Annotated in this window: 20 protein-coding genes and 3 pseudogenes; 15 read left to right on the forward strand and 8 right to left on the reverse strand. The window is 61.4% G+C overall.

All coding sequences use genetic code 11. From position 1 onward, the window contains the following. The first annotated feature begins 100 nt into the window (after positions 1-100). Positions 101-1534, forward strand: coding sequence for an aminotransferase-like domain-containing protein (locus tag PSH84_RS27835; protein WP_122567554.1), 1434 nt, complete (start codon positions 101-103; stop codon positions 1532-1534). A 61-nt stretch (positions 1535-1595) separates the two neighbouring features. After that, entirely contained in the window at positions 1596-3161 is a 1566-nt protein-coding gene (locus PSH84_RS27840) for a phospholipase D family protein (protein ID WP_305468826.1), read from the forward strand. 163 nt (positions 3162-3324) lie between these two features. On the opposite strand, the gene PSH84_RS27845 is transcribed toward PSH84_RS27840, so the two are convergent. Both PSH84_RS27845 and PSH84_RS27850 read right to left on the reverse strand, forming a co-directional pair. After that, positions 3325-4467 (reverse strand): MFS transporter, encoded by a 1143-nt coding sequence (locus PSH84_RS27845; protein WP_305468827.1) that lies wholly within the window; start codon positions 4465-4467, stop codon positions 3325-3327. Positions 4468-4769: 302 nt separating this feature from the next. Continuing rightward, on the reverse strand, positions 4770-6263 hold the full coding sequence (locus tag PSH84_RS27850) for an aldehyde dehydrogenase (RefSeq protein WP_305482057.1): 1494 nt from the start codon (positions 6261-6263) through the stop codon (positions 4770-4772). A 233-nt stretch (positions 6264-6496) separates the two neighbouring features. On the opposite strand from PSH84_RS27850, the gene PSH84_RS27855 reads away from it, so the two are divergent. Both PSH84_RS27855 and PSH84_RS27860 read left to right on the forward strand, forming a co-directional pair. Continuing rightward, positions 6497-6856: a cupin domain-containing protein gene (locus PSH84_RS27855; RefSeq protein ID WP_122567558.1), complete on the forward strand. Its 360-nt coding sequence runs from the start codon at positions 6497-6499 to the stop codon at positions 6854-6856. A 170-nt stretch (positions 6857-7026) separates the two neighbouring features. Next, entirely contained in the window at positions 7027-7272 is a 246-nt protein-coding gene (locus PSH84_RS27860) for an I78 family peptidase inhibitor (protein WP_305482059.1), read from the forward strand. 75 nt (positions 7273-7347) lie between these two features. On the opposite strand, the gene rpmG is transcribed toward PSH84_RS27860, so the two are convergent. Both rpmG and rpmB read right to left on the reverse strand, forming a co-directional pair. Further along, positions 7348-7503, reverse strand: coding sequence for a 50S ribosomal protein L33 (rpmG, locus tag PSH84_RS27865; protein WP_003177274.1), 156 nt, complete (start codon positions 7501-7503; stop codon positions 7348-7350). Between the two features lie 11 nt (positions 7504-7514). Beyond that, positions 7515-7748 (reverse strand): 50S ribosomal protein L28, encoded by a 234-nt coding sequence (gene rpmB, locus PSH84_RS27870; protein ID WP_003177273.1) that lies wholly within the window; start codon positions 7746-7748, stop codon positions 7515-7517. A gap of 437 nt (positions 7749-8185) precedes the next feature. Here rpmB and PSH84_RS27875 point away from each other — a divergent pair, with 437 nt between their 5' ends. After that, positions 8186-9772, forward strand: coding sequence for an ABC transporter substrate-binding protein (locus PSH84_RS27875; protein WP_305468828.1), 1587 nt, complete (start codon positions 8186-8188; stop codon positions 9770-9772). A gap of 151 nt (positions 9773-9923) precedes the next feature. Here the strand turns inward: PSH84_RS27875 and radC are convergent, their stop codons facing one another. Then, positions 9924-10598, reverse strand: a complete 675-nt coding sequence (radC, locus tag PSH84_RS27880) for a RadC family protein (protein WP_122567560.1) — start codon at positions 10596-10598, stop codon at positions 9924-9926. A gap of 144 nt (positions 10599-10742) precedes the next feature. On the opposite strand from radC, the gene coaBC reads away from it, so the two are divergent. The 4 genes and pseudogenes from coaBC (at position 10743) to argB (ending at position 15000) form a co-directional block, all read left to right on the forward strand. After that, complete coding sequence (coaBC, locus tag PSH84_RS27885) at positions 10743-11951, forward strand: bifunctional phosphopantothenoylcysteine decarboxylase/phosphopantothenate--cysteine ligase CoaBC (protein WP_003206865.1); 1209 nt, start codon at positions 10743-10745, stop codon at positions 11949-11951. Positions 11952-11955: 4 nt separating this feature from the next. Then, positions 11956-12411, forward strand: a complete 456-nt coding sequence (dut, locus tag PSH84_RS27890) for a dUTP diphosphatase (RefSeq protein ID WP_053126549.1) — start codon at positions 11956-11958, stop codon at positions 12409-12411. Between the two features lie 252 nt (positions 12412-12663). Further along, positions 12664-14067, forward strand: a pseudogene (locus PSH84_RS27895) (phosphomannomutase/phosphoglucomutase); the annotation flags it as partial. A gap of 27 nt (positions 14068-14094) precedes the next feature. Then, positions 14095-15000, forward strand: coding sequence for an acetylglutamate kinase (argB, locus tag PSH84_RS27900; RefSeq protein ID WP_025216133.1), 906 nt, complete (start codon positions 14095-14097; stop codon positions 14998-15000). A 195-nt stretch (positions 15001-15195) separates the two neighbouring features. Here the strand turns inward: argB and pyrE are convergent, their stop codons facing one another. Beyond that, positions 15196-15840: an orotate phosphoribosyltransferase gene (gene pyrE, locus PSH84_RS27905; protein WP_122567564.1), complete on the reverse strand. Its 645-nt coding sequence runs from the start codon at positions 15838-15840 to the stop codon at positions 15196-15198. Positions 15841-15922: 82 nt separating this feature from the next. Between pyrE and crc the strand changes: the two genes are divergently transcribed. After that, positions 15923-16702, forward strand: coding sequence for a catabolite repression control protein Crc (crc, locus tag PSH84_RS27910; RefSeq protein WP_013694557.1), 780 nt, complete (start codon positions 15923-15925; stop codon positions 16700-16702). A 177-nt stretch (positions 16703-16879) separates the two neighbouring features. On the opposite strand, the gene PSH84_RS27915 is transcribed toward crc, so the two are convergent. Together PSH84_RS27915 and rph are read right to left on the reverse strand one after the other, a co-directional pair. Beyond that, complete coding sequence (locus PSH84_RS27915) at positions 16880-17248, reverse strand: DUF4870 domain-containing protein (protein ID WP_122567565.1); 369 nt, start codon at positions 17246-17248, stop codon at positions 16880-16882. 30 nt (positions 17249-17278) lie between these two features. After that, complete coding sequence (gene rph, locus PSH84_RS27920) at positions 17279-18001, reverse strand: ribonuclease PH (protein WP_060740056.1); 723 nt, start codon at positions 17999-18001, stop codon at positions 17279-17281. 262 nt (positions 18002-18263) lie between these two features. Between rph and PSH84_RS27925 the strand changes: the two are divergent. The 5 genes and pseudogenes from PSH84_RS27925 (at position 18264) to PSH84_RS27945 (ending at position 22776) form a co-directional block, all read left to right on the forward strand. Then, a pseudogene (locus PSH84_RS27925) lies at positions 18264-19128 on the forward strand (YicC/YloC family endoribonuclease). Positions 19129-19140: 12 nt separating this feature from the next. Then, a pseudogene (gene gmk / locus PSH84_RS27930) lies at positions 19141-19762 on the forward strand (guanylate kinase). Positions 19763-19929: 167 nt separating this feature from the next. Then, positions 19930-20193: a DNA-directed RNA polymerase subunit omega gene (gene rpoZ / locus PSH84_RS27935; protein ID WP_003177259.1), complete on the forward strand. Its 264-nt coding sequence runs from the start codon at positions 19930-19932 to the stop codon at positions 20191-20193. Positions 20194-20253: 60 nt separating this feature from the next. Continuing rightward, on the forward strand, positions 20254-22359 hold the full coding sequence (spoT, locus tag PSH84_RS27940; protein WP_053126562.1) for a bifunctional GTP diphosphokinase/guanosine-3',5'-bis pyrophosphate 3'-pyrophosphohydrolase: 2106 nt from the start codon (positions 20254-20256) through the stop codon (positions 22357-22359). A gap of 36 nt (positions 22360-22395) precedes the next feature. Next, positions 22396-22776, forward strand: a complete 381-nt coding sequence (locus tag PSH84_RS27945; RefSeq protein ID WP_014340863.1) for a RidA family protein — start codon at positions 22396-22398, stop codon at positions 22774-22776. The last annotated feature ends 15 nt before the right edge of the window (positions 22777-22791 follow it).

Genomic DNA, 22791 nt, shown 5'->3' on the forward strand with positions numbered 1-22791 from the left:
TTCTTTTATAAGCATACAGATTCGATATTTACGGCACTGAATCGTCATTTTCCACCTCAACTGTATCGGTTGCAGTTGTCCACCTCATCGGGAGCGCACCATGACCCTCTACGTGAACCTCGCCGAACTGCTCGGCACCCGCATCGAACAGGGCTTCTACCGCCCCGGCGACCGGCTGCCGTCTGTGCGGGCATTGAGCACGGAACATGGGGTCAGTTTGAGTACGGTGCAGCAGGCCTATCGCGTGCTGGAGGACAGTGGACTGGCGATGCCTAGGCCCAAGTCCGGCTACTTCGTACCCGTGGGCCGCGAATTGCCGGACCTGCCGGTGGTAGGCCGGCCGGCCCAGCGCCCTGTGGATATTTCCCAGTGGGACCAGGTGCTGGAACTGATACGCGCCGTACCGCGCCCGGATGTGGTGCAGCTGGGACGGGGCATGCCGGACATCAACTCACCGACCATGAAGCCGCTGCTGCGCAGCTTGGCGCAGATCAGCCGCCGGCAAGACATGCCCGGCCTGTATTACGACAACATCTACGGCAACCTCGCACTGCGCGAGCAGATCGCCCGGCTGTCGCTGGACTCTGGCTGCCAACTGGGGCCCAACGATCTGATCATCACCACCGGCTGTCACGAAGCTCTGTCGGTCAGCATCCGCGCCACCTGCGAACAAGGCGATATCGTCGCGGTGGACTCACCCAGCTTTCACGGGGCCATGCAAACCCTCAAGGGCCTGGGCATGAAGGCCTTGGAAATTCCCACCGACCCACTCACCGGCATCAGCCTGGAAGCACTGGAACTGGCCCTGGAACAATGGCCGATCAAGGCCATACAGTTGACCCCCAGCTGCAACAACCCGCTGGGCTACATCATGCCCGACGCCAATAAACGCGCACTGCTGAACCTGGCACAGCGCTTCGACGTGGCGATCATCGAAGATGATGTGTATGGAGAATTGGCCTACACATACCCTCGCCCACGCACCATCAAGTCCTTCGATGAAGACGGCCGCGTCCTGCTCTGCAGTTCATTTTCCAAGACCCTGGCGCCTGGCCTGCGCATTGGTTGGGTCGCGCCAGGCCGGTACCTGGAGCGGGTGCTGCACATGAAATACATCAGCACCGGCTCCACCGCGCCACAGCCGCAGATCGCCATTGCCGAATTTCTCAAGGGCGGGCATTTCGAACCCCATTTGCGGCGGATGCGCACGCAATACCAGCGCAATCGCGACGTGATGATCGACTGGGTCAGCCGCTACTTCCCCTCGGGCACTCGTGCCAGTCGCCCACGGGGCAGTTTCATGCTGTGGATCGAGTTGCCCGACGGCTTCGACACACTGAAGCTCAATCGGGTCCTGCTGGAGCAAGGCGTGCAGGTCGCCGTCGGCAGTATTTTTTCGGCATCGGGCAAGTACCGCAACTGCCTGCGGATGAACTACGCTGCCAAGCCAACGGCCCAGATCGAAGAGGCCGTACGCAAGGTCGGAGCCGCCGCTATCGCGCTGTTGAACGAAACCCAGCGCGACGTCGTCTGAACTTTATCCAGGGAAGCAGCCCCCAACAGCCGATCAATGTGAACAAGCGGAACGATCCTACGTGAGATCCAGACCGATCCTGCCTGCGCTACTGTTAGTCGCCTCACTGCTGAGCGGCTGCGCCGGTCTTGATATCACCCGTGAGCCCTCCCAGGCCCTGCCGGCCACCGAGTCCTCGTTCGGCCGCTCGGTCCAGGCCCAGGCCGCTTCCCATGAAGGGCGCTCGGGCTTTCGGCTGCTATCGGACAGCACCGAGGCCTTCACCGCTCGGGCCGAGCTGATTCGCCACGCCCAAGGCAGCCTGGATTTGCAGTACTACATCGTCCATGACGGCATCAGCACGCGGATGCTGGTGGATGAACTGCTCAAGGCCGCCGACCGGGGGGTGCGCGTTCGGATCCTGCTGGACGACACCACCAGCGACGGCCAGGATCAGATCATCGCCACCCTCGCCGCCCATCCGCAAATCCAGATCCGCCTGTTCAACCCACTGCACTTGGGACGCGCCACCGGCGTGACTCGCAGCCTCGGACGCCTGTTCAACCTGTCGTTGCAGCACCGGCGGATGCACAACAAGCTGTGGCTGGCGGACAACAGCATGGCCATCGTCGGCGGTCGCAACCTGGGCGATGAGTATTTCGACGCCGAACCCAACCTGAACTTCACCGACATCGACCTGCTCAGCGTCGGGCCGGTGGCCGAACAATTGGGCCACAGCTTCGACCAGTACTGGAACAGCGCCCTGAGCAAACCCATCGAACAGTTCCTGTCCCATCGCCCCACGCCCAAGGACCTGGCCAACAGCCGCCTGCGCCTGCAAGAGTCCCTGGAACAAACCCACAAGGAAAACCACGCGCTCTACCAGCAGCTGACCGCCTACAAGACCCAACCGCGCCTGGACACTTGGCGCGACCAGTTGATCTGGGCTTGGAACAAGGCGCTATGGGACGCGCCCAGCAAGGTGCTGGCCAAGGACGAACCGGACCCGCAGCTGTTGCTGACCACCCAACTGGCCCCCGAGCTGACGGGCGTGCGCAAAGAACTGATCATGATTTCCGCCTACTTCGTCCCCGGCCAGCCAGGCTTGGTGTACCTGACCAGTCGCGCCGATGCCGGCGTGTCGGTGAGCCTGCTGACCAACTCCCTGGAGGCCACCGACGTGCCCGCCGTGCACGGCGGCTATGCGCCGTACCGCAAGGCCCTGCTGCAGCATGGCGTGCGCCTGTTCGAGTTGCGCCGACAACCGGGCGATTCCGGCAGCAGCCCGCACCTGTTCTACAGCAAATCCTACGGCGAATCGGACTCCAGCCTGCACAGCAAGGCGATCATCTTCGATCAGCAGAAATCCTTCATTGGCTCGTTCAATTTCGACCCGCGCTCAGTGCTGTGGAACACCGAAGTCGGGGTGCTGGTCGACAGCCCTGAACTCGCCGGCCAAGTGCGTGAACTGGCCCTGCAAGGCATGGCGCCGGCCCTGAGTTATCAGGCCAGGCTGGAAGATGGAACGCTGGTATGGACCACAGAAGACAACGGCAAGATCCACGACCTGGCCCGCGAGCCGGGCAGCTGGTGGCGCCGGTTCAATGCCTGGTTCAGCACGACGATCGGGTTGGAGCGGATGTTGTAGGTCTGCACAAACCTCTGTGGCGAGGGGATTTATCCCCGCTGGCGCGCGAAGCGACCCTAAAAAAGGGTGATCTGCACCGATCCGACTGGCTGGATTCAGATGTTTGGGACTGCTGCGCAGTCCAGCGGGGATAAATCCCCTCGCCACAGGGGTTCCGGGATATTCAGGCGGGTTGGGTGGCCCCAAACGCCCCTTGACACAACAACAGGATCACCAGCCCGAACGCCCCGGCCGCCATGAACAAAGGCAGTGCATGTCCGCTGACCCATTGGCTGCCCGCCCCCGCCACCAGTGGACCGATCAGACAACCGAGCCCCCACAGTTGCGCGACATGGGCGTTGGCCCGCACCAGCGCATCGTCACGATAACGCTCGCCGATCAGGATCAGCGACAACGTGAACAAACCGCCCGCACTGGCGCCGAACAGCACCCACAGCGGCCAGATCAACAACGTATCGATCAGCAGCGGAACCGCCAGGCTCGATAACATCAGCGCCACCGCGCACCCGGTCAACAGGGCCCGGCGAGACACGCGATCGGCCAGGGCGCCGATGGGCAACTGCAGCAAGGCATCACCGACCACCACGGTGCTGACCATCGCCAACGCAATGTCGGCCGTGAAGCCCTGGCGCAGGCAATACACCGGCAGCAACGTGAGGATCATCGCCTCGAACGCAGCGAACAACGAGACCGCCCAGGCAATCGCCGGCAAACCTCGGCAAAACGTCCACAAATCGCCGAACGTGACGCTGCCGGCCTCGCTGCTCGGCGCACCGCTACGACCCAGCAACAGCAAGGGTGCGACCAACAGCAGGCCGACACCCACCCAGAACCCGTAGTCATGATCGGTCCCCAGCGCGCCCAGCAGCAGCGGGCCGGATAGCTGGCTCAGGGCGTAGCTGCTGCCGTACAGCGCCACCAGCCGTCCACGCCATTTTTCAATGACCAGTTGGTTGATCCAGCTCTCACCCAGAATGAACACCAGAGTCAGAACCACGCCAATCATCAGGCGCAGCAGCAACCAGACCGGATAGCTGGGCAGCAGCGCCAGCAACCCGATGGACACCGCGCCACCCCACAGGCACAGGCGCATCAACGCCGCCGTGCCGAACCGCGCCGCCAGCCGGCTCGATACCTTGGCCCCGAGCAACACCCCCACGGCCGGCATGGCAGCCATCACGCCAATGGCGAACGAGCCATAGCCCCAGCCCTCCAGGCGCAGCGACACCAACGGCATGCTCACGCCCAGGGCCAGGCCGACGCTCAGGACGGACGCCAGCACGGCGAAATAGGTTGCCCAACGCATTTCCACGCTCCTGTGGAGGGTTATCAATCTCAGCCATCACCCAAAACCACTGTGGGAGCGAGCTTGCTCGCGATGGCGGAGCAACATTCAACAAAGTCGTCGTCTGTCATACCGCTATCGCGAGCAAGCTCGCTCCCACAGAGGATTTGTGTTGGCCGCCAATCTTCCGCTCATCCCGACCAATGTGGGAGCGAGCTTGCTCGCGATGGTGGCGCGACATTCAACAAATTCGTCGACTGTTGTACCGCTATCGCGAGCAAGCTCGCTCCCACAGAGGGAATCAGTACTGCATGGCGCCCCTGTCAGAGCTTGATCCAGGTCGACTTCAGCTCGGTGTATTTGTCGAACGCATGCAGCGACTTGTCGCGACCGTTGCCCGACTGCTTGAAGCCACCGAATGGCGCGGTCATGTCGCCGCCGTCGTATTGGTTGACCCATACGCTGCCGGCACGCAGGGCCTTGGCGGTCAGGTGAGCCTTGGAAATGTCCTTGGTCCACACCGCTGCGGCCAGACCATACGGCGTGTCGTTGGCGATTTCGATGGCCTGCTCGGCGGTGTCGAAAGCGATGACCGACAACACCGGGCCAAAAATCTCTTCCTGGGCGATTTTCATGGCGTTGCTCACGCTGTCGAAAATCGTCGGCTCGACATACGTGCCGCCGGTTTCTTCAAGGATGCGCTTGCCACCGGCCACCAGTTTGGCGCCGTCGCTGTGACCGGCCTCGATGTAGGACAGCACGGTGTTCATCTGCTGGGTATCCACCAGCGCGCCGACGTTGGTGGCCGGGTCCAGGGGATTACCCGGTTTCCAGCCCTTGAGGGCTTCGATCACCAGCGGCAGGAACGTGTCCTTGATGGAGCGCTCCACCAACAGCCGCGAGCCGGCGGTGCAGACTTCGCCCTGGTTGAAGGCGATGGCGCTGGCGGCGGATTCGGCCGCGGCTTGCAGGTCCGGGGCATCGGCGAACACGATGTTCGGGCTCTTGCCGCCGGCTTCCAGCCAGATGCGCTTCATGTTCGATTCGCCGGAGTAAATCATCAGTTGCTTGGCGATTTTGGTGGAACCGGTGAACACCAGGGTATCGACGTCCATGTGCAGGGCCAGGGCCTTGCCGACGGTATGACCGTAGCCCGGCAGCACGTTCAGCACGCCTTTCGGAATGCCGGCCTCAATCGCCAGTGCGGCAATGCGGATGGCGGTCAGCGGGGATTTTTCCGAGGGCTTGAGCACCACCGAGTTACCGGTGGACAGCGCCGGGCCGAGCTTCCAGCAGGCCATCATCAAGGGGAAGTTCCACGGCACGATAGCGCCCACGACCCCCACCGGCTCGCGGGTCACCAGGCCCAACTGATCGTGGGGGGTAGCAGCCACTTCATCGTAGAGCTTGTCGATGGCTTCACCGCTCCAGCTCAACGCTTGAGCTGCACCGGGAACATCGATGTTCAAGGAGTCGCTGATCGGCTTGCCCATGTCCAAGGTTTCGAGCAGTGCCAGCTCTTCGGCGTTCTGCTTGAGCAGGCCGGCAAAACGAATCATGGTCGCTTTGCGCTTGCTCGGCGCCAGGCGCGACCAGACACCAGAGTTGAAGGTGGCGCGGGCATTTTCGACAGCACGCTGGGCGTCGGCCACGTCGCAGCTGGCGATCTTGCCCAGCACACGGCCATCGACCGGGCTGAGGCAATCGAAGGTTTCGCCGGACACCGCATCGGTGTACTCACCGTTGATGAAGGCGCGGCCTTCGATCTTCAGGTCGCGGGCGCGTTGTTCCCAATCGGTACGAGTCAGGGTGGTCATGCGTGTGTCCTCCTCTTATTGAGTACGAACGCCGCGCAATGCGCAGCGCTCAAAAGAATTCTGCCCGGCCAGCTGTTTTCGGCGCCGTTTTCGGCTTAGGGCACCCGCCACCCTAAACCAGCGGCTGGTCATGTTTCAATATATTTGACACAACAGTGGCAAACGGCCTTGCGATGTTCGTTTTAATAAACATAGACTCGAGGCCTTCCACACGATCACTGGGGATCACCCGCATGAGCATTCAGGACATCGTCGACTTCAGCCAGGCCAATACCACCGCCGAACGTTATCGCCCGGATCCGGCCAAGGTGTTCAAGGGCGATCCCGAGCAAACCGTGTTCAACCACTACAGCAGCCCCTGCGGCCAGATGAACGCTGGCGTATGGGAAGGCGCCGTCGGCCAATGGATGGTCAATTACACCGAGCATGAATACTGCGAGATCGTCCAGGGCGTTTCCGTGCTGCGGGACAACGATGGCAACGCCAAGACCCTGCGGGCCGGCGACCGCTTCGTGATCCCGGCCGGGTTCAAGGGCACCTGGGAAGTGCTGGAGCCGTGCCGCAAGATCTATGTGGTGTTCGAGCAGGCCTGAACCACACCGTAAAAGACCGTGACACTTAATCATTGGTCAATAACCGCGGTGACGATTAAAACCTGCCATAGGCACCGCGCAATTTATCCTCACAGCGGGACGCGCAGGATGCGCGCCCCACCCAACCGGTGAGTGCCTTAACTTTTTAACTATCAGCAAGGAAGCTAGAAATGCCTAATCAAAACGACACCGTTGTCGTGCCGACGCCAAACGATCAGTGCGATATCGCTATCGCCCAGTACACCATTGGCCAAAAATACACCCCTGAGCTGCGTGAAGAAGTTCGCGCCCTGGCCAACGGAGCCCCGGTTCGCCCCGCAGGCCCAAAACACCCGATAACCTACGATCTGCGCCCGCGCCGCATCAACCTTGTAACCGATGTCGACGGCATTATCATCGGCATTAAATGCGGTTGATCCACAAGATCCAAACGCAACAAAAAAGGCCCGTATCTCGCGATACGGGCCTTTTTTGTAAGACGGAAAAATCAATTACTTGATTTTGCCTTCCTTGTAGATCACGTGCTTGCGAACAACCGGATCATATTTCTTGATCTCGATTTTGTCCGGGGTAGTACGCTTGTTCTTGTCGGTAGTGTAGAAGTGACCAGTACCGGCGCTCGAGATCAAACGAATCAATTCACGCATGATTAGCTCCCTTAAACCTTGCCATCGCGACGAAGTTCGGCCAGCACGACACTGATGCCACGCTTGTCGATGATACGCATGCCCTTGGCAGATACGCGCAGACGCACAAAACGTTTCTCTTCTTCAACCCAGAAGCGGTGATGCTGCAGGTTCGGCAGGAAACGACGACGGGTTTTGTTGTTTGCGTGGGAAATGTTATTCCCAGTCACCGGACCCTTACCGGTAACTTGACAGACTCTCGACATGCCTCAGCCCTCTAAAACCACATGCCCAACCCGGCATGGGTTGGCCGCTTAATCTCTCAGTCATTTGGCGCCAGGCGCCGCGTTTCTTTAAGGGTCTTACCGGCTACACCTACAGTGAAGGAACCGGGCCCCTAGAAAAGAGCGCTGCTTTATACCAGAAAGACCACAGCGCAACAACAGCCGATGTGATTTGTCTTCCTGGAGAAGCATCGACTAACCGCCCCGGACGGCGGGGGCAGAGGCTGGCACGGCCCCTGACCGCTCGTCGCTGCACGCAGGTTTTTTTCACGCGCGGCAGGTTCTGGCCATCCACACCGTCGCCGCAGCGTGCCGGAAAATGCAAAAAGGGGATAGTCATTTGGCAGCGAGCCCACTAGGGTAGGCCTTTTCCAGACTGCACTCGCAGATGGGCCTTCGACTTGCACAGGAAACCGACCATGCGCCTCGCTGCCCTACCGTTGTTGCTCGCCCCTCTGCTGATCACCCCGCAGGCCTTGGCCGCCGCCCTGAGCGTCTGCACCGAAGCCAGCCCGGAAGGGTTCGATGTCGTCCAGTACAACTCCCTGACCACCACCAACGCCTCCGCCGACGTGCTGATGAATCGCCTGGTGGATTTCGATACCGCCAGCGGCAAGGTGGTCCCCAGTCTGGCCGAGCGCTGGGAAGTCTCCACCGATGGCCTGACCTACGTGTTCAAGCTGCGGCCACGGGTCAAGTTCCATCACACCGATTACTTCACGCCGCGCCGCGACCTGACCGCCGAGGACGTGAAGTTCAGCTTTGAGCGCATGCTCGACCCGGCGAACCCGTGGCACAAGGTGGCGCAAAGCGGCTTCCCCCACGCCCAGTCCATGCAATTGCCGGTGCTGATCAAGAAAATCGACGCCCTGGACCCGCTGACCGTGCGCTTCACCCTCGATCACGCCGACTCGACCTTCCTGGCGACGTTGAGCATGGGCTTTGCCTCCATCTATTCAGCCGAATACGCCGATCAGTTGATGCAGGCCGGCACGCCGGAGAAACTCAACAACCAGCCGGTCGGCACCGGCCCGTTCATTTTCAACCGATTCCAGAAAGACGCTTCGATTCGCTACAAAGCCAACCCGGATTATTTTGGCGGCAAGCCCCAAGTGGACCCCTTGATCTTCGCCATCACGCCGGACGCCAACGTGCGCCTGCAGAAATTGCGCCGCAACGAATGCCAGATCGCCCTGTCGCCCAAGCCACTGGACGTGCAAGCCGCCCGACAGGAAGCGACCCTGAGCGTGGCCCAGACCGAAGCCTTCATGACCGCGTTCGTGGCGATCAACAGCCAGCACCCGCCACTGGACAAGCCTGAGGTGCGACAAGCCATCAACCTGGCGTTCGACAAGGCCAGCTACCTCAAGACCGTCTTCGAAGGCACCGCCGAAGCCGCTAACGGCCCTTACCCGCCTAACACCTGGAGCTACGCCAAAAGCCTGCCCGGCTACGCCCATGACCCGGCGAAGGCCCGTGACCTGCTGGCCAAGGCCGGTTTGAAGGAAGGCTTCAAGACCACGATCTGGACCCGTCCCTCCGGCAGCCTGCTCAACCCCAATCCGAGCCTTGGTGCGCAGTTGCTGCAATCGGACCTGGCGGAAATCGGCATCCAGGCCGAAATCCGCGTGATCGAATGGGGCGAACTGATCCGCCGCGCCAAGGCCGGCGAACATGACCTGCTGTTCATGGGCTGGGCCGGTGACAACGGCGACCCGGACAACTTCCTCACGCCGCAGTTTTCCTGCGCGGCAGTCAAATCCGGTACCAACTTCGCCCGCTACTGCAACCCGGACCTGGACAAACTGATCAGCGCCGGCAAGACCACCGGCGAACAAGGTGTGCGTGCCAAGCTGTACGAGCAGGCCCAGGCACAGATCCAGCAGCAGGCCCTGTGGCTGCCCCTGGCCCACCCCACCGCCTTCGCGCTGACCCGCAAGGATGTGCAGGGTTATTCGGTGAGCCCGTTTGGGCGGCAGGATTACGCCAAAGTCAGCCTCAAGTAACCCCGCCCCCCCCAGAGCCCCTCCGGGGGAGCCTGGGGGGAGCAAAGCTTGCTCGCGATGACGTCGTCACATACAACCCTTGTGTTGGCTGTAAAACCGCTATCGCGAGCAAGCTTTGCTCCCACAAGGAATTGTTCAAGCCTAATCGGGCCTACATCCACCCATACTCCGCCATCGACAGCGGCTCCCCATCGCCAACAATGAAGTGGTCGAGCACCCGCACGTCGATCAGCTCCAGGGCCTCCTGGAGCCGCTCGGTGAGCACCCGGTCGGCCTGGCTGGGCTCGGTGTTGCCGGAGGGGTGGTTGTGGCACAGGATCAACGCAGCGGCGTTGTGGGCCAGGGCGCGCTTGACCACCTGCCGGGGATGGACACTGGCGCTGTCGATAGAACCGCGAAACAGCGCTTCGAAGGTCAGCACCTGATGCTTGGAATTGAGAAACAGGCAACCGAACACCTCGTGGGGCTCGTGGCGCAGCATGGACTTCAGGTATTCACGCACCGCGAACGGGCTTTCCAGCATGGTCTTTTCCCGCGCCCGTTCAGCCAAATGCCGCCGACTCATTTCCTGAGCCGCCTGCAGTTGGGCAAACTTCGCCGGCCCGAGCCCCATGTGATTGCTGAATGTGATCTGATCCGCTTCAAGCAGTGCGCGCAGGCTGCCAAATTGAATCAACAGTTGTCGCGCCAGATCCACAGCGCTTTTGCCCGACACGCCGGTGCGTAAAAAAATCGCCAGCAGCTCGGCGTCCGAAAGACTCCCCGCCCCCAGCGCCAATAACCTCTCCCGTGGCCGTTCGGCCGCAGGCCAATCGCGAATACTCATGGCATCTCCCTGATTGTGGGCGCCGCTGTTCCGTAGCGGTCGCTGTGATATCGTAGCCCATCTTTTTTGCAGGCGATTAGCACCCTGGCAGCTGCTGCCAAGGGGTTCGCCTTGCACTGACCACTGAAATCGAAAGGCAGGCCTATGCAGCGGCTGTATCGGAAACGCATCGTTCTGGGCGTCGGCGGCGGCATTGCCGCCTACAAGAGCGCCGAGCTGGTTCGCAGGCTTATCGACCAGGGCGCGGAAGTACGGGTCGTCATGACCCGTGGTGGCAGCGAGTTTATTACCCCGCTGACCATGCAAGCCCTGTCCGGGCACCCGGTCCACCTGGATTTGCTCGACCCGGCGGCCGAAGCCGCCATGGGCCATATCGAACTGGCCAAATGGGCCGACCTGGTGCTGATCGCCCCGGCCACGGCCGACCTGATCGCCCGTCTGGCCCAAGGCATCGCCGACGACCTGCTGACCACCCTGGTGCTCGCCACCGACGCCGTGGTCGCCGTTGCACCCGCCATGAACCAAGCCATGTGGCGCGACCCGGCCACCCAGGCCAACCTGCAATTGCTGGAAAGCCGCGCCCTGAAAGTCTTCGGCCCGGCCTCAGGCAGCCAGGCCTGCGGCGATGTCGGCATGGGGCGCATGCTCGAAGCCACGGACCTGGCCCAGTGCGCCGCCGACTGCTTCCAGCGCCAGGCCCTGACCGGCAAGCATGTGCTGATCACCGCCGGGCCGACCCAGGAAAACATCGACCCGGTGCGCTACATCACCAACCACAGCTCCGGGAAAATGGGCTTCGCCCTGGCCGAAGCCGCCGTGGAAGCCGGCGCCCGGGTGACGCTGATTACCGGCCCGGTGCACCTGCCGACCCCGGACCGGGTCACGCGCATCGACGTGGTCAGTGCCCGGGACATGCTCGCGGCCTGCGAAGCGGCCATCCCGTGCGACCTGTTCATCGCCTCGGCTGCGGTAGCGGACTACCGCCCCGAAGTCGTTGCCCCGCAAAAATTGAAGAAAGACCCTACAAGCGGTGACGGCCTGCTACTACAAATGGTGCGCAACCCGGATATCCTGGCCAGCATCGCCACCCGCCCCGACCGTCCGTTCAGTGTCGGCTTCGCCGCCGAGACCGAACACCTGCTCGACTACGCCGCCCGCAAGCTCAAGGACAAGAACCTCGACTTGATCGTCGCCAACGACGTCGCCAACCCGAGCATCGGCTTCAACAGCGAAGAAAACGCCTGCAGCGTGATCGACCGCCAGTTGCACGCCACGCTTTTCGCCCAGACCAGCAAGAGCAAGATTGCCCGCCAGCTGATCACTTTTATCGCCGAACGTCTGAACCAGGTTTAATGTCATGCACGCCCTACAAGCCAAGATCCTCGACCCACGCATCGGTAGCGAATTCCCGCTGCCGCAATACGCCACACCGGGCTCCGCCGGCCTCGACCTGCGGGCGATGCTCAAGCAGGACACGATCCTGGAACCAGGCCAGACCCTGCTGATTCCTACCGGCCTGTCGGTGTACATCGGCGACCCGGGCCTGGCCGCGCTGATCCTGCCGCGCTCGGGCCTGGGCCACAAGCACGGCATCGTGCTGGGCAACCTGGTGGGCCTGATCGACTCCGACTACCAGGGCGAATTGATGGTGTCGTGCTGGAACCGCGGCCAGACGGCCTTCAACATTGCCGTGGGCGAACGCATCGCGCAGTTGGTGCTGGTGCCGGTGGTCCAAGCCCACTTCGAACTGGTCGAGGAATTCGACGAGAGCCAGCGCGGCGCCGGTGGTTTCGGGCATTCCGGCAGCCATTGACCGTGCGATTCCGGGCCGGGCGTCCTGCCCGGCCCGTTTGTTAAGCTTCTGTTTCAGGACAAAAAATGCGCAATGGCTTTCTGCTAGGTTTCCCATCCGGAATCAATGTATTAGGCGAGCGAGGCCGGGGTAACGCTGTCTCATGGCAATTTCCCACCACGAACTCTCTGTCAAAAACGCCGTCATACCCTTCAGCTTGAGCCTGCCGACGCCCAGTGCCGGCCTGTCCAGTCACTTTCCTGATAGAGCGCCCCGCCCATGAACACCCCAGCCGCAATCGCCCCGATCTTCCCTGAAAGCATTTTCCGCGCCTACGACATCCGTGGCGTGGTACCGGAAACCCTCACCGCCGAAACCGCCTATTGGATCGGCCGCGCCATTGGCTCCCAGAGCCTGGCCCAGGGCGAACCGAACGTGTGCGTCGGCCGTGATGGCCGCTTGTCGGGCCCTGAGCTGGTAGAACAGTTGATCAAAGGCGTTGCCGACAGTGGCTGCCACGTCAGCGACGTGGGCCTGGTACCGACCCCGGCGCTGTACTACGCCGCCAACGTGCTGGCCGGCAAATCCGGTGTGATGCTCACCGGCAGCCACAACCCGTCGAACTACAACGGCTTCAAGATCGTCATTGCCGGCGACACCCTCGCCAACGAGCAGATCCAGGCCCTGCACACCCGCCTCAAGACCAACGACCTGAGCAGCGGCCAGGGCAGCGTGACCAAGGTCGACATCCTCGAGCGCTACAACGACGAGATCGTCAAGGACGTGAAGCTCGCCCGACGCCTGAAAGTGGTGGTCGACTGCGGCAACGGTGCGGCCGGCGTGATCGCCCCGCAACTGATCGAAGCCCTGAATTGCGAAGTCATCCCGCTGTTCTGCGACGTGGACGGCAACTTCCCTAACCACCACCCGGACCCGGGCAAGCTGGAAAACCTGCAAGACCTGATCGCCAAGGTCAAGGAAACCAACGCCGACCTGGGCCTGGCCTTCGACGGCGACGGCGACCGCGTCGGCGTGGTGACCAATACCGGCAGCGTGGTGTTCCCCGACCGCCTGCTGATGTTGTTCGCCCGTGACGTGGTGGCGCGCAATCCGAACGCCGAAATCATCTTCGACGTGAAATGCACCCGTCGCCTGGTGCCACTGATCAAGGAATATGGCGGTCGTCCGCTGATGTGGAAAACCGGTCATTCGTTGATCAAGAAGAAAATGAAACAGAGCGGTGCCCTGCTGGCCGGTGAAATGAGCGGCCACATCTTCTTCAAGGAGCGCTGGTTCGGTTTCGACGACGGTATCTACAGCGCCGCGCGCCTGCTGGAGATCCTCAGCAAGGAAAAATCCACGGCCGAAGAGCTGTTCGCAACCTTCCCGAACGATATTTCTACGCCAGAAATCAATATCCATGTGACCGAAGAGAGCAAATTCAGCATCATTGATGCACTGCACGACGCCCAGTGGGGCGAAGGCGCCGAACTGACCACCATCGACGGTGTGCGGGTCGACTACCCACAAGGCTGGGGCCTGGTCCGCGCGTCCAACACCACCCCGGTGCTGGTGCTGCGCTTCGAGGCCGACAACGAGGCCGAACTGCAGCGCATCAAGGACGTGTTCCACACCCAACTCAAACGTGTTGCACCTGATCTCCAACTACCGTTTTGATTTTTTGAAGCACTACCGGAGCCCTGAATGACCCTCGAACGCGAAGCCGCCGCCAACACCGCCAAGGTCCTGTCCGAAGCGTTGCCTTATATCCGACGCTACGTCGGCAAGACCCTGGTGATCAAATACGGCGGCAACGCGATGGAAAGCGAGGAGCTGAAAACCGGCTTCGCCCGCGACATCGTGCTGATGAAGGCCGTGGGCATCAACCCGGTGGTGGTCCACGGCGGCGGCCCGCAAATCGGCGACCTGCTCAAGCGCCTGTCGATCGAGAGCCACTTCATCGACGGCATGCGCGTGACCGATGCGCAGACCATGGATGTGGTGGAAATGGTCCTCGGCGGTCAGGTCAACAAGGACATCGTCAACCTGATCAACCGCCATGGCGGCAGCGCCATTGGCCTGACGGGCAAGGACGCCGAGCTGATCCGGGCGAAGAAGCTCACCGTCACCCGCCAGACCCCGGAGATGACCCAGCCGGAAATCATCGACATCGGTCACGTGGGCGAAGTGGTCGGCATCAACACCGACCTGCTGAACCTGCTGGTCAAGGGTGACTTCATCCCGGTCATCGCGCCGATCGGCGTGGGCGCCAACGGTGAGTCGTACAACATCAACGCCGACCTGGTGGCGGGCAAGGTTGCCGAGGCGCTGAAAGCTGAAAAGCTGATGTTGCTGACCAACATCGCCGGCCTGATGGACAAGACCGGCAAGGTCCTGACCGGGTTGTCGACCCAACAGGTCGACGACCTGATCGCCGACGGCACCATCTACGGCGGCATGCTGCCCAAGATCCGTTGCGCGCTGGAAGCGGTACAGGGCGGCGTCGGCAGCTCGCTGATCATCGACGGGCGGGTGCCGAATGCGATTCTGCTGGAGATCTTCACCGATACAGGTGTGGGTACGTTGATCAGTAATCGCAAGCGTCCGTAAGCGACACCGGTAAAAAAAGACCCCGCTCAACCTGGTTGAGCGGGGTCTTTTTTTGCACCTCTTTTTCAGATGATGCTTTTGTGGCGAGGGAGCTTGCTCCCGCTCGATTGCGCAGCGATCGCCAAAATGTTGGGGCCGCTGCGCAGCCCAGCGGGAGCAAGCTCCCTCGCCACAAGATCAAAATCAGGAGCCATTTCAGACGCCGAACTGGGCGCGGTAGGCTTCCACCGCCGGCAAATGCTGCTTGAGTTGCGGATCGTCGGCCAAAAACTCCAGCACCTGGTTCAGCGACACAATGCTGATCACCGGAATGCCGAAGTCGCGTTCCACTTCCTGGATCGCCGACAACTCACCGTTGCCGCGCTCCTGACGGTTCAGGGCGATCAGCACGCCGGCCGCCTTGGCGCCTTCCTGGGAACCGATGATCTGCATCACTTCGCGAATGGCAGTGCCAGCGGTGATGACGTCGTCGATGATCAATACTTCGCCGGTCAGCGGCGCGCCGACCAGGCTGCCGCCTTCGCCGTGGGCCTTGGCTTCCTTGCGGTTGAAACACCAGGGCAGGTCGCGGCCGTGGTGTTCGGCCAGGGCGACGGCGGTGGTGGCGGCCAGGGGGATGCCTTTGTAGGCCGGGCCGAACAGCACGTCGAACGGGATGCCGCTCTCGACGATGGCTGCCGCGTAGAAACGCCCCAACTGCGCCAGGGCAGTACCGCTGTTGAACAGGCCGGCATTGAAGAAGTACGGGCTGGTGCGCCCGGACTTGAGGGTGAATTCACCGAAGCGCAAAACGCCGCGATCGATGGCAAAGCGAATGAAATCGCGCTGATACGCCTGCATGAAAAAAGCCTCAAATACCGCGGATTTAGCTAAATAGGTACACGCCGTGTATCATACACGCACGTGATTTTTGGGGCCATTTATGCGGATCATCAGTGTGAACGTCAATGGTATTCAGGCTGCAGTCGAGCGTGGTTTGCTCAGTTGGCTGCAAGCACAGAATGCCGACGTCATCTGCCTGCAGGACACCCGCGCCTCCGCCTTTGAACTGGACGATGCAGCCTTCCAACTGGATGGTTACTTCCTTTATGCCTGCGATGCCGAAGTCCCCGCCCAGGGTGGCGTGGCTTTGTACTCGCGGCTGCAACCGAAGGCTGTCATCAACGGTCTCGGTTTCGAGACGGCGGACCGCTACGGGCGCTACCTGCAAGCCGATTTCGACAAGGTCAGCATCGCGACCTTACTGCTCCCTTCGGGGCAGAACGGCGATGAAGATTTGAATCAGAAATTCAAGTTGATGGACGACTTCGCCCGTTACCTGGATAAACAGCGGCGCAAACGTCGCGAGTACATCTATTGTGGCTCGCTGTACGTGGCGCAACAGAAGCTGGATATCAAGAACTGGCGTGACAGCCAACAATCTCCTGGTTTCCTGGCGCCGGAACGGGCCTGGATGGACGAGATCATTGGCAACATGGGTTATGTCGATGCCCTGCGTGAAGTCAGCCGCGAAGGCGACCAATACAGCTGGTGGCCGGACAACGAGCAGGCCGAAATGCTCAACCTCGGTTGGCGTTTCGACTACCAGTTGCTGACGCCCGGGCTGCGCCGCTTCGTACGCAGCGCCCGCCTGCCGCGCCAGCCACGGTTCTCACAGCATGCGCCGCTGATCGTGGATTACGACTGGACGCTGACGATCTGAGTGTCGTTTCGCAGCCACAAAAAAACCGACAGCCGTGTCGGTTTTTTTGTGGACACCCATTTCTACTGTGGGAGCGAGCTTGCTCGCGATGGCGGCGGATCAACCAACATCGATGTTGAATGAAAAATCGCAATCGCGAGCAAGCTCGCCCCCACAGGGACAGGCGTTTACTGATCGTTATTTGACCAACCGCCAGGTAAACGGATACCGATACGGCAGCCCTTCATTGGCCTTCACGCCGCCAATGATGGTCAGCACCAGCGCACCGATGGCCACCAGGCCGAACAGGAAGAAGCCAATCACCACGATCATCAACAGCAGGCAGATCGCCGAGGCAATCGCCACAGTGATCTGGAAGTTCAGCGCTTCCTTGCCCTGGGCATCGATGAACGGGTCGGATTCACGCTTGAGCTGCCAGAGCACCAACGGCCCGATCAGCGTGCCAAACGGAATCCAGATCCCCAACAAGGCGGACAGGTGACAAAACATTGCCCATTGACGCGCCTCTTTGCTCGGCTGGGGCAGTAGGACTTGCTCATCACTCATGACACTCTCCTTGTCTGAAGCGCGAAACAATCAGTCAGCCAATGCGGCTTTTTGCAGTTCGAAAATCTCGTTCATGCCTTTCTTCGCCAATTCCAGCATAGCGTTCAAATCTTCCGGCTGGAACGGCGCGCCTTCGGCGGTGCCCTGGACTTCGATGAAACCGCCAGCACTGGTCATGACCACGTTCAGATCGGTCTCGGCGGCGGAGTCCTCCAAGTAATCCAGGTCCAGCACCGGCTCGCCCTGATACATGCCCACGGACACGGCGGCGATCATTTGCTTGAGCGGGTCGCCGCCCTTGAGGCCGCCGCGCTTCTTGATCACTTTCAAGGCATCGACCAGCGCAACCATGGCCCCGGTGATGGAGGCCGTACGTGTGCCGCCGTCGGCCTGGATCACGTCGCAGTCCACATACAGCGTCACGTCGCCCAGCTTGGACATGTCCAGCGCGGCGCGCAGCGAACGGCCGATCAGGCGCTGGATTTCCAGGGTACGACCGCCCTGCTTGCCACGGCTGGCCTCACGCTGGTTCCGCTCACCGGTGGCGCGCGGCAGCATGCCGTATTCGGCGGTCAACCAGCCCTGGCCCTGGCCCTTGAGAAACCGTGGCACGCCGTTTTCGACACTAACAGTGCAGATGACCTTGGTATCACCGAATTCGACCAGTACAGATCCCTCGGCGTGTTTGGTGTAGTTGCGGGTAATGCGGATCGAGCGAAGCTGATCGGCAGCGCGACCACTTGGACGTTTCATAGGGAACACCTGTACAGAGGACGGAAAACTGCCGGACATTATAGAGCCGTGGGCCGCCAGAGGGCAGTTTAAAAAAACTGACGCGGCAGGTGAGCGCGCTCAAAACCCCGGCCGACGGGCTGCAGCGCTTTGTTGCCGGAGCTGTTTGGGCGCTTGCGTCCCACTGCGCTACAATCCTGCGCCTTTGCTGCCCTCGGGCTTTTATCTACAGATCCCAGGCCCACGACCACCGTCGTGCCGGCCTGCATTGCGAGGAACCTCCATGGTGCACAGCATGACCGCCTTCGCCCGCGTCGAAAAAGCCGGTGCCCAAGGCACGCTGAGCTGGGAACTGCGCTCGGTCAACAGCCGTTACCTGGAGCCGCACCTGCGCCTGCCCGAGTCCTTCCGCGACCTGGAAGGCGGAGTGCGCGAAGCGCTGCGCCAGGGCTTGTCCCGGGGCAAGCTGGAATGCACCCTGCGTTTCACCGAAGAAAGCACCGGCAAAGCCCTGCAAGTGGACCGCGAGCGCGCCGCGCAATTGGTCGCCGCCGCCGAAACCGTCGCCAGCCTGATCAAGAATCCGGCAGCCCTGAACCCGCTGGAAGTCCTGGCCTGGCCCGGCGTGCTGGTGGGTGACGCGAGCGACCCGCAAGCGCTGAACGCCGAGGCGCTGGCACTGTTCAACCAAGGCTTGCAAGAACTCAAGGCCGGTCGCGAGCGTGAAGGCGCGGAGCTGGCCCGGCTGATCAACGAGCGCCTGACCTCCATCGAAGAAGACGTCAGCACCCTGCGCGAGCTGGTCCCACAGATGCTCGCCACCCAGCGCCAGAAAGTCCTCGACCGCTTCGCCGACATGAAGGCCGAGCTGGATCCGCAACGCCTGGAACAGGAAATGGTCATGCTCGCGCAAAAGAGCGACGTGGCCGAAGAACTGGATCGCCTGAGCACCCCACATCATCGAAGTTCGCCGGGTGCTCAAGTCCGGCGGCGCGGCCGGTCGCCGCCTCGACTTCCTGATGCAGGAGCTCAACCGCGAAGCCAATACACTGGGCTCCAAAGCCTTTGACCCGCGCAGCACCCAGGCAGCGGTCAACCTCAAGGTGTTGATCGAGCAAATGCGCGAACAAGTGCAGAACATTGAGTAAGGCTAACCCGACATGACCCACAGCACCGGCACTCTCTTACATCATTTCCGCGCCCTCGGGCGCCGGCAAGACCAGCCTGGTCAAGGCGTTGATCGACGCCGAGCCGCAAATTCGCGTCTCGGTCTCGCACACCACCCGTGCCATGCGCCCGGGGGAAGTGAATGGCGTGAACTATCACTTCGTCGACCGCGAAGAGTTCGTGAAGATGGCCGAGCACGGCGACTTCCTGGAGCGCGCCGAAGTCTTCGGCAACCTCTACGGCACTTCGCAAAGCTACTTGCAGCAGACCCTCGACGAAGGCCACGACCTGATCCTGGAAATCGACTGGCAAGGCGCCGAGCAGGTGCGCAAGCTGATGCCCCAGGCCCGCTCGATCTTCATCCTGCCGCCGAGCCAGCAGGCGTTGCGCCAGCGCCTGACCAACCGCGGCCAGGACAGTGACGAAATCATCGAAGGCCGGATGCGCGAAGCGGTCAGCGAAATGAGCCACTACGTCGACTACGATTACCTGATCATCAACGACGATTTCGCCCACGCACTGGACGACCTGAAGGCGATTTTCCGCGCCAGCCAGCTGCAACAGAAACGCCAGCAGCAACGTTTCGGTAAATTATTGGCCGAATTGTTGGGCTGATCAGCCCTTCCCAAAACCGCTGCGACGGCTTTACATTGGTAGTCGCAGCGCGCCGAGGGGTTTGGTTAAAAAATCAGCGCTTCCCTAAACGCTGGTGTTTTTTTAAACTGTCGAGTCCGCTCGCCCAACCGGGCAGCGCGCATATTGCATTCGCTCCGAGGAATACCATGGCCCGCGTAACCGTTGAAGACTGCCTAGAACACGTGGAAAACCGCTTTGAGCTGGTCATGCTCTCTACCAAGCGTGCCCGTCAACTGGCCACCGGCGGCAAAGAGCCATTGGTCCAGTGGGAAAACGACAAGCCTACCGTGGTAGCGCTGCGTGAAATCGCCGAAGGCCTGATGAGCTACGAGTTCATCGCCAACGCTGAAATCGTCGAAGACGAACCGCTGTTCGCAGCGTTCGAGGACGAGTCCAACGAGGCGGTCTAAGCCTATGCCTGGTCGACGTAGCACGGCGCGGGGTCACAGCAAACGGCAGGAGTCATCATCATGCCGAGCATAGACGCCCTCGCCGATCGCTTATCGGCCTACCTCGGCACGGACCAGGTCAACCTGGTCCGCCGAGCCTATTTCTACGCTGAACAAGCCCACGACGGCCAACGCCGCCGCAGCGGCGAAGCGTACGTCACGCATCCTCTTGCGGTGGCGAATATTCTTGCCGACATGCACATGGACCATCAGAGCCTGATGGCGGCGATGCTGCATGACGTGATCGAAGACACCGGCATTGCCAAGGAAGCGCTGCAAGCGCAGTTCGGCGAAACCGTGGCCGAACTGGTCGACGGGGTCAGCAAGCTGACCCAGATGAACTTCGAGACCAAGGCCGAGGCCCAGGCCGAAAACTTCCAGAAAATGGCCATGGCCATGGCGCGCGACATCCGCGTGATCCTGGTCAAGCTCGCCGACCGCCTGCACAACATGCGCACCCTGGAAGTACTCTCCGGCGAAAAACGCCGGCGCATCGCCAAGGAAACCCTGGAAATCTATGCGCCCATCGCCAACCGCCTGGGCATGCACGCGATCCGCATCGAGTTCGAAGACCTGGGCTTCAAGGCCATGCACCCGATGCGTTCGGCGCGAATCAACCAGGCCGTCAAGCGCGCCCGGGGCAACCGCAAGGAAATCGTCAACAAGATCGAAGAGTCCCTGAGCCACTGCCTGGCCATCGACGGCATCGAAGGCGAAGTCAGCGGGCGACAGAAACACCTCTACGGCATCTACAAGAAAATGCGCGGAAAGCGTCGGGCCTTCAACGAGATCATGGACGTCTACGCGTTCCGGATCATCGTCGACAAGGTCGATACCTGTTATCGCGTGCTCGGTGCTGTACATAATTTGTACAAACCGTTGCCGGGGCGCTTCAAGGATTACATCGCGATCCCCAAGGCCAACGGCTACCAATCGCTGCACACCACGCTGTTCGGCATGCACGGCGTCCCGATCGAAATCCAGATCCGCACCCGCGAAATGGAAGAGATGGCCAACAACGGCATCGCCGCCCACTGGCTCTACAAATCCAGCGGCGACGAACAACCCAAGAGTACCCACGCCCGCGCCCGGCAATGGGTCAAGGGTGTGCTGGAAATGCAGCAGCGCGCCGGCAACTCCCTGGAATTCATCGAGAGCGTGAAGATCGACCTGTTCCCGGACGAGGTCTACGTGTTCACGCCCAAAGGCCGGATCATGGAGCTGCCCAAAGGCTCCACGGCCGTGGACTTCGCCTATGCGGTGCACACCGACGTCGGCAACAGCTGCATCGCCTGTCGCATCAACCGTCGCCTGGCACCGTTGTCCGAGCCGCTGCAAAGCGGCTCCACGGTGGAGATCGTCAGCGCCCCCGGCGCACGGCCCAACCCGGCGTGGCTCAACTTCGTGGTCACCGGTAAGGCCCGCACGCACATTCGTCACGCGCTGAAGCTGCAACGCCGCTCCGAATCCATCAGCCTCGGCGAACGCCTGTTGAACAAGGTCCTGAACGGCTTCGACAGCTCCCTGGACAAGATTCCAGGCGAGCGCGTGCAAGTGATGCTCCACGAATACCGCCTCGAATTGATCGAAGACCTGCTCGAAGACATCGGCCTGGGCAATCGCATGGCCTATGTCGTCGCCCGCCGCCTGCTTGGCGAAGGCGAACAGCTGCCAAGCCCCGAAGGCCCGCTGGCGATTCGCGGCACCGAAGGCCTGGTGCTCAGCTATGCCAAGTGTTGCACGCCGATCCCGGGCGACCCGATTGTCGGCCACCTGTCCGCCGGCAAGGGGATGGTGGTGCACCTGGACAACTGCCGCAACATCAGCGAAATCCGCCACAACCCGGAAAAATGCATCCAGCTCTCCTGGGCCAAGGATGTCACCGGCGAATTTAATGTCGAGTTGCGGGTCGAGCTGGAACACCAGCGTGGCCTGATCGCCCTGCTGGCCAGCAGCGTCAACGCCGCCGACGGCAATATCGAAAAAATCAGCATGGACGAGCGCGATGGCCGCATCAGCGTCGTCCAATTGGTGGTCAGCGTGCACGACCGTGTGCACCTGGCCCGCGTGATCAAGAAACTGCGCGCCCTGACCGGCGTTATCCGCATCACTCGGATGCGCGCATAGCGCCTCAACAGCCCTATTGCTTACAAGGAGTCATCAATGACCAAGACTGTAATCACCAGCGACAAGGCCCCGGCCGCCATCGGTACTTACTCCCAGGCGATCAAGGCCGGCAACACCGTGTACATGTCGGGCCAGATCCCACTGGACCCGAAAACCATGGAGCTGGTGGAAGGCTTCGAGGCCCAGACCGTGCAGGTGTTCGAAAACCTCAAGGCCGTGGCCGAAGCTGCTGGCGGTTCGTTCAAGGACATCGTCAAGCTCAACATCTTCCTCACCGACCTGAGCCACTTCGCCAAGGTCAACGAGATCATGGGCAAGTACTTCGATCAGCCTTACCCTGCCCGCGCCGCCATTGGCGTGGCGGCCCTGCCAAAGGGCGCGCAGGTCGAGATGGATGCCATCCTGGTCATCGAGTAATAAGGTCGGCGCAGC

The organism is Pseudomonas beijingensis (genome assembly GCF_030687295.1).
Classification (GTDB): domain Bacteria; phylum Pseudomonadota; class Gammaproteobacteria; order Pseudomonadales; family Pseudomonadaceae; genus Aquipseudomonas; species Aquipseudomonas beijingensis.

Excerpts from the sequence above, each read along its gene's own strand:
- dut (WP_053126549.1), top strand. The coding sequence starts at position 11,956 with ATGCACGCCCTACAAGCCAAGATCCTCGACCCACGCATCGGTAGCGAA.
- crc (WP_013694557.1), top strand. The coding sequence starts at position 15,923 with ATGCGGATCATCAGTGTGAACGTCAATGGTATTCAGGCTGCAGTCGAG.
- rpoZ (WP_003177259.1), top strand. The coding sequence starts at position 19,930 with ATGGCCCGCGTAACCGTTGAAGACTGCCTAGAACACGTGGAAAACCGC.
- pyrE (WP_122567564.1), bottom strand. The coding sequence starts at position 15,840 with ATGCAGGCGTATCAGCGCGATTTCATTCGCTTTGCCATCGATCGCGGC.
- argB (WP_025216133.1), top strand. The coding sequence starts at position 14,095 with ATGACCCTCGAACGCGAAGCCGCCGCCAACACCGCCAAGGTCCTGTCC.
- PSH84_RS27855 (WP_122567558.1), top strand. The coding sequence starts at position 6,497 with ATGAGCATTCAGGACATCGTCGACTTCAGCCAGGCCAATACCACCGCC.
- rph (WP_060740056.1), bottom strand. The coding sequence starts at position 18,001 with ATGAAACGTCCAAGTGGTCGCGCTGCCGATCAGCTTCGCTCGATCCGC.
- PSH84_RS27835 (WP_122567554.1), top strand. The coding sequence starts at position 101 with ATGACCCTCTACGTGAACCTCGCCGAACTGCTCGGCACCCGCATCGAA.
- PSH84_RS27915 (WP_122567565.1), bottom strand. The coding sequence starts at position 17,248 with ATGAGTGATGAGCAAGTCCTACTGCCCCAGCCGAGCAAAGAGGCGCGT.
- PSH84_RS27845 (WP_305468827.1), bottom strand. The coding sequence starts at position 4,467 with ATGCGTTGGGCAACCTATTTCGCCGTGCTGGCGTCCGTCCTGAGCGTC.
- coaBC (WP_003206865.1), top strand. The coding sequence starts at position 10,743 with ATGCAGCGGCTGTATCGGAAACGCATCGTTCTGGGCGTCGGCGGCGGC.
- radC (WP_122567560.1), bottom strand. The coding sequence starts at position 10,598 with ATGAGTATTCGCGATTGGCCTGCGGCCGAACGGCCACGGGAGAGGTTA.
- PSH84_RS27945 (WP_014340863.1), top strand. The coding sequence starts at position 22,396 with ATGACCAAGACTGTAATCACCAGCGACAAGGCCCCGGCCGCCATCGGT.
- rpmG (WP_003177274.1), bottom strand. The coding sequence starts at position 7,503 with ATGCGTGAATTGATTCGTTTGATCTCGAGCGCCGGTACTGGTCACTTC.
- PSH84_RS27860 (WP_305482059.1), top strand. The coding sequence starts at position 7,027 with ATGCCTAATCAAAACGACACCGTTGTCGTGCCGACGCCAAACGATCAG.
- spoT (WP_053126562.1), top strand. The coding sequence starts at position 20,254 with ATGCCGAGCATAGACGCCCTCGCCGATCGCTTATCGGCCTACCTCGGC.
- PSH84_RS27875 (WP_305468828.1), top strand. The coding sequence starts at position 8,186 with ATGCGCCTCGCTGCCCTACCGTTGTTGCTCGCCCCTCTGCTGATCACC.
- rpmB (WP_003177273.1), bottom strand. The coding sequence starts at position 7,748 with ATGTCGAGAGTCTGTCAAGTTACCGGTAAGGGTCCGGTGACTGGGAAT.
- PSH84_RS27850 (WP_305482057.1), bottom strand. The coding sequence starts at position 6,263 with ATGACCACCCTGACTCGTACCGATTGGGAACAACGCGCCCGCGACCTG.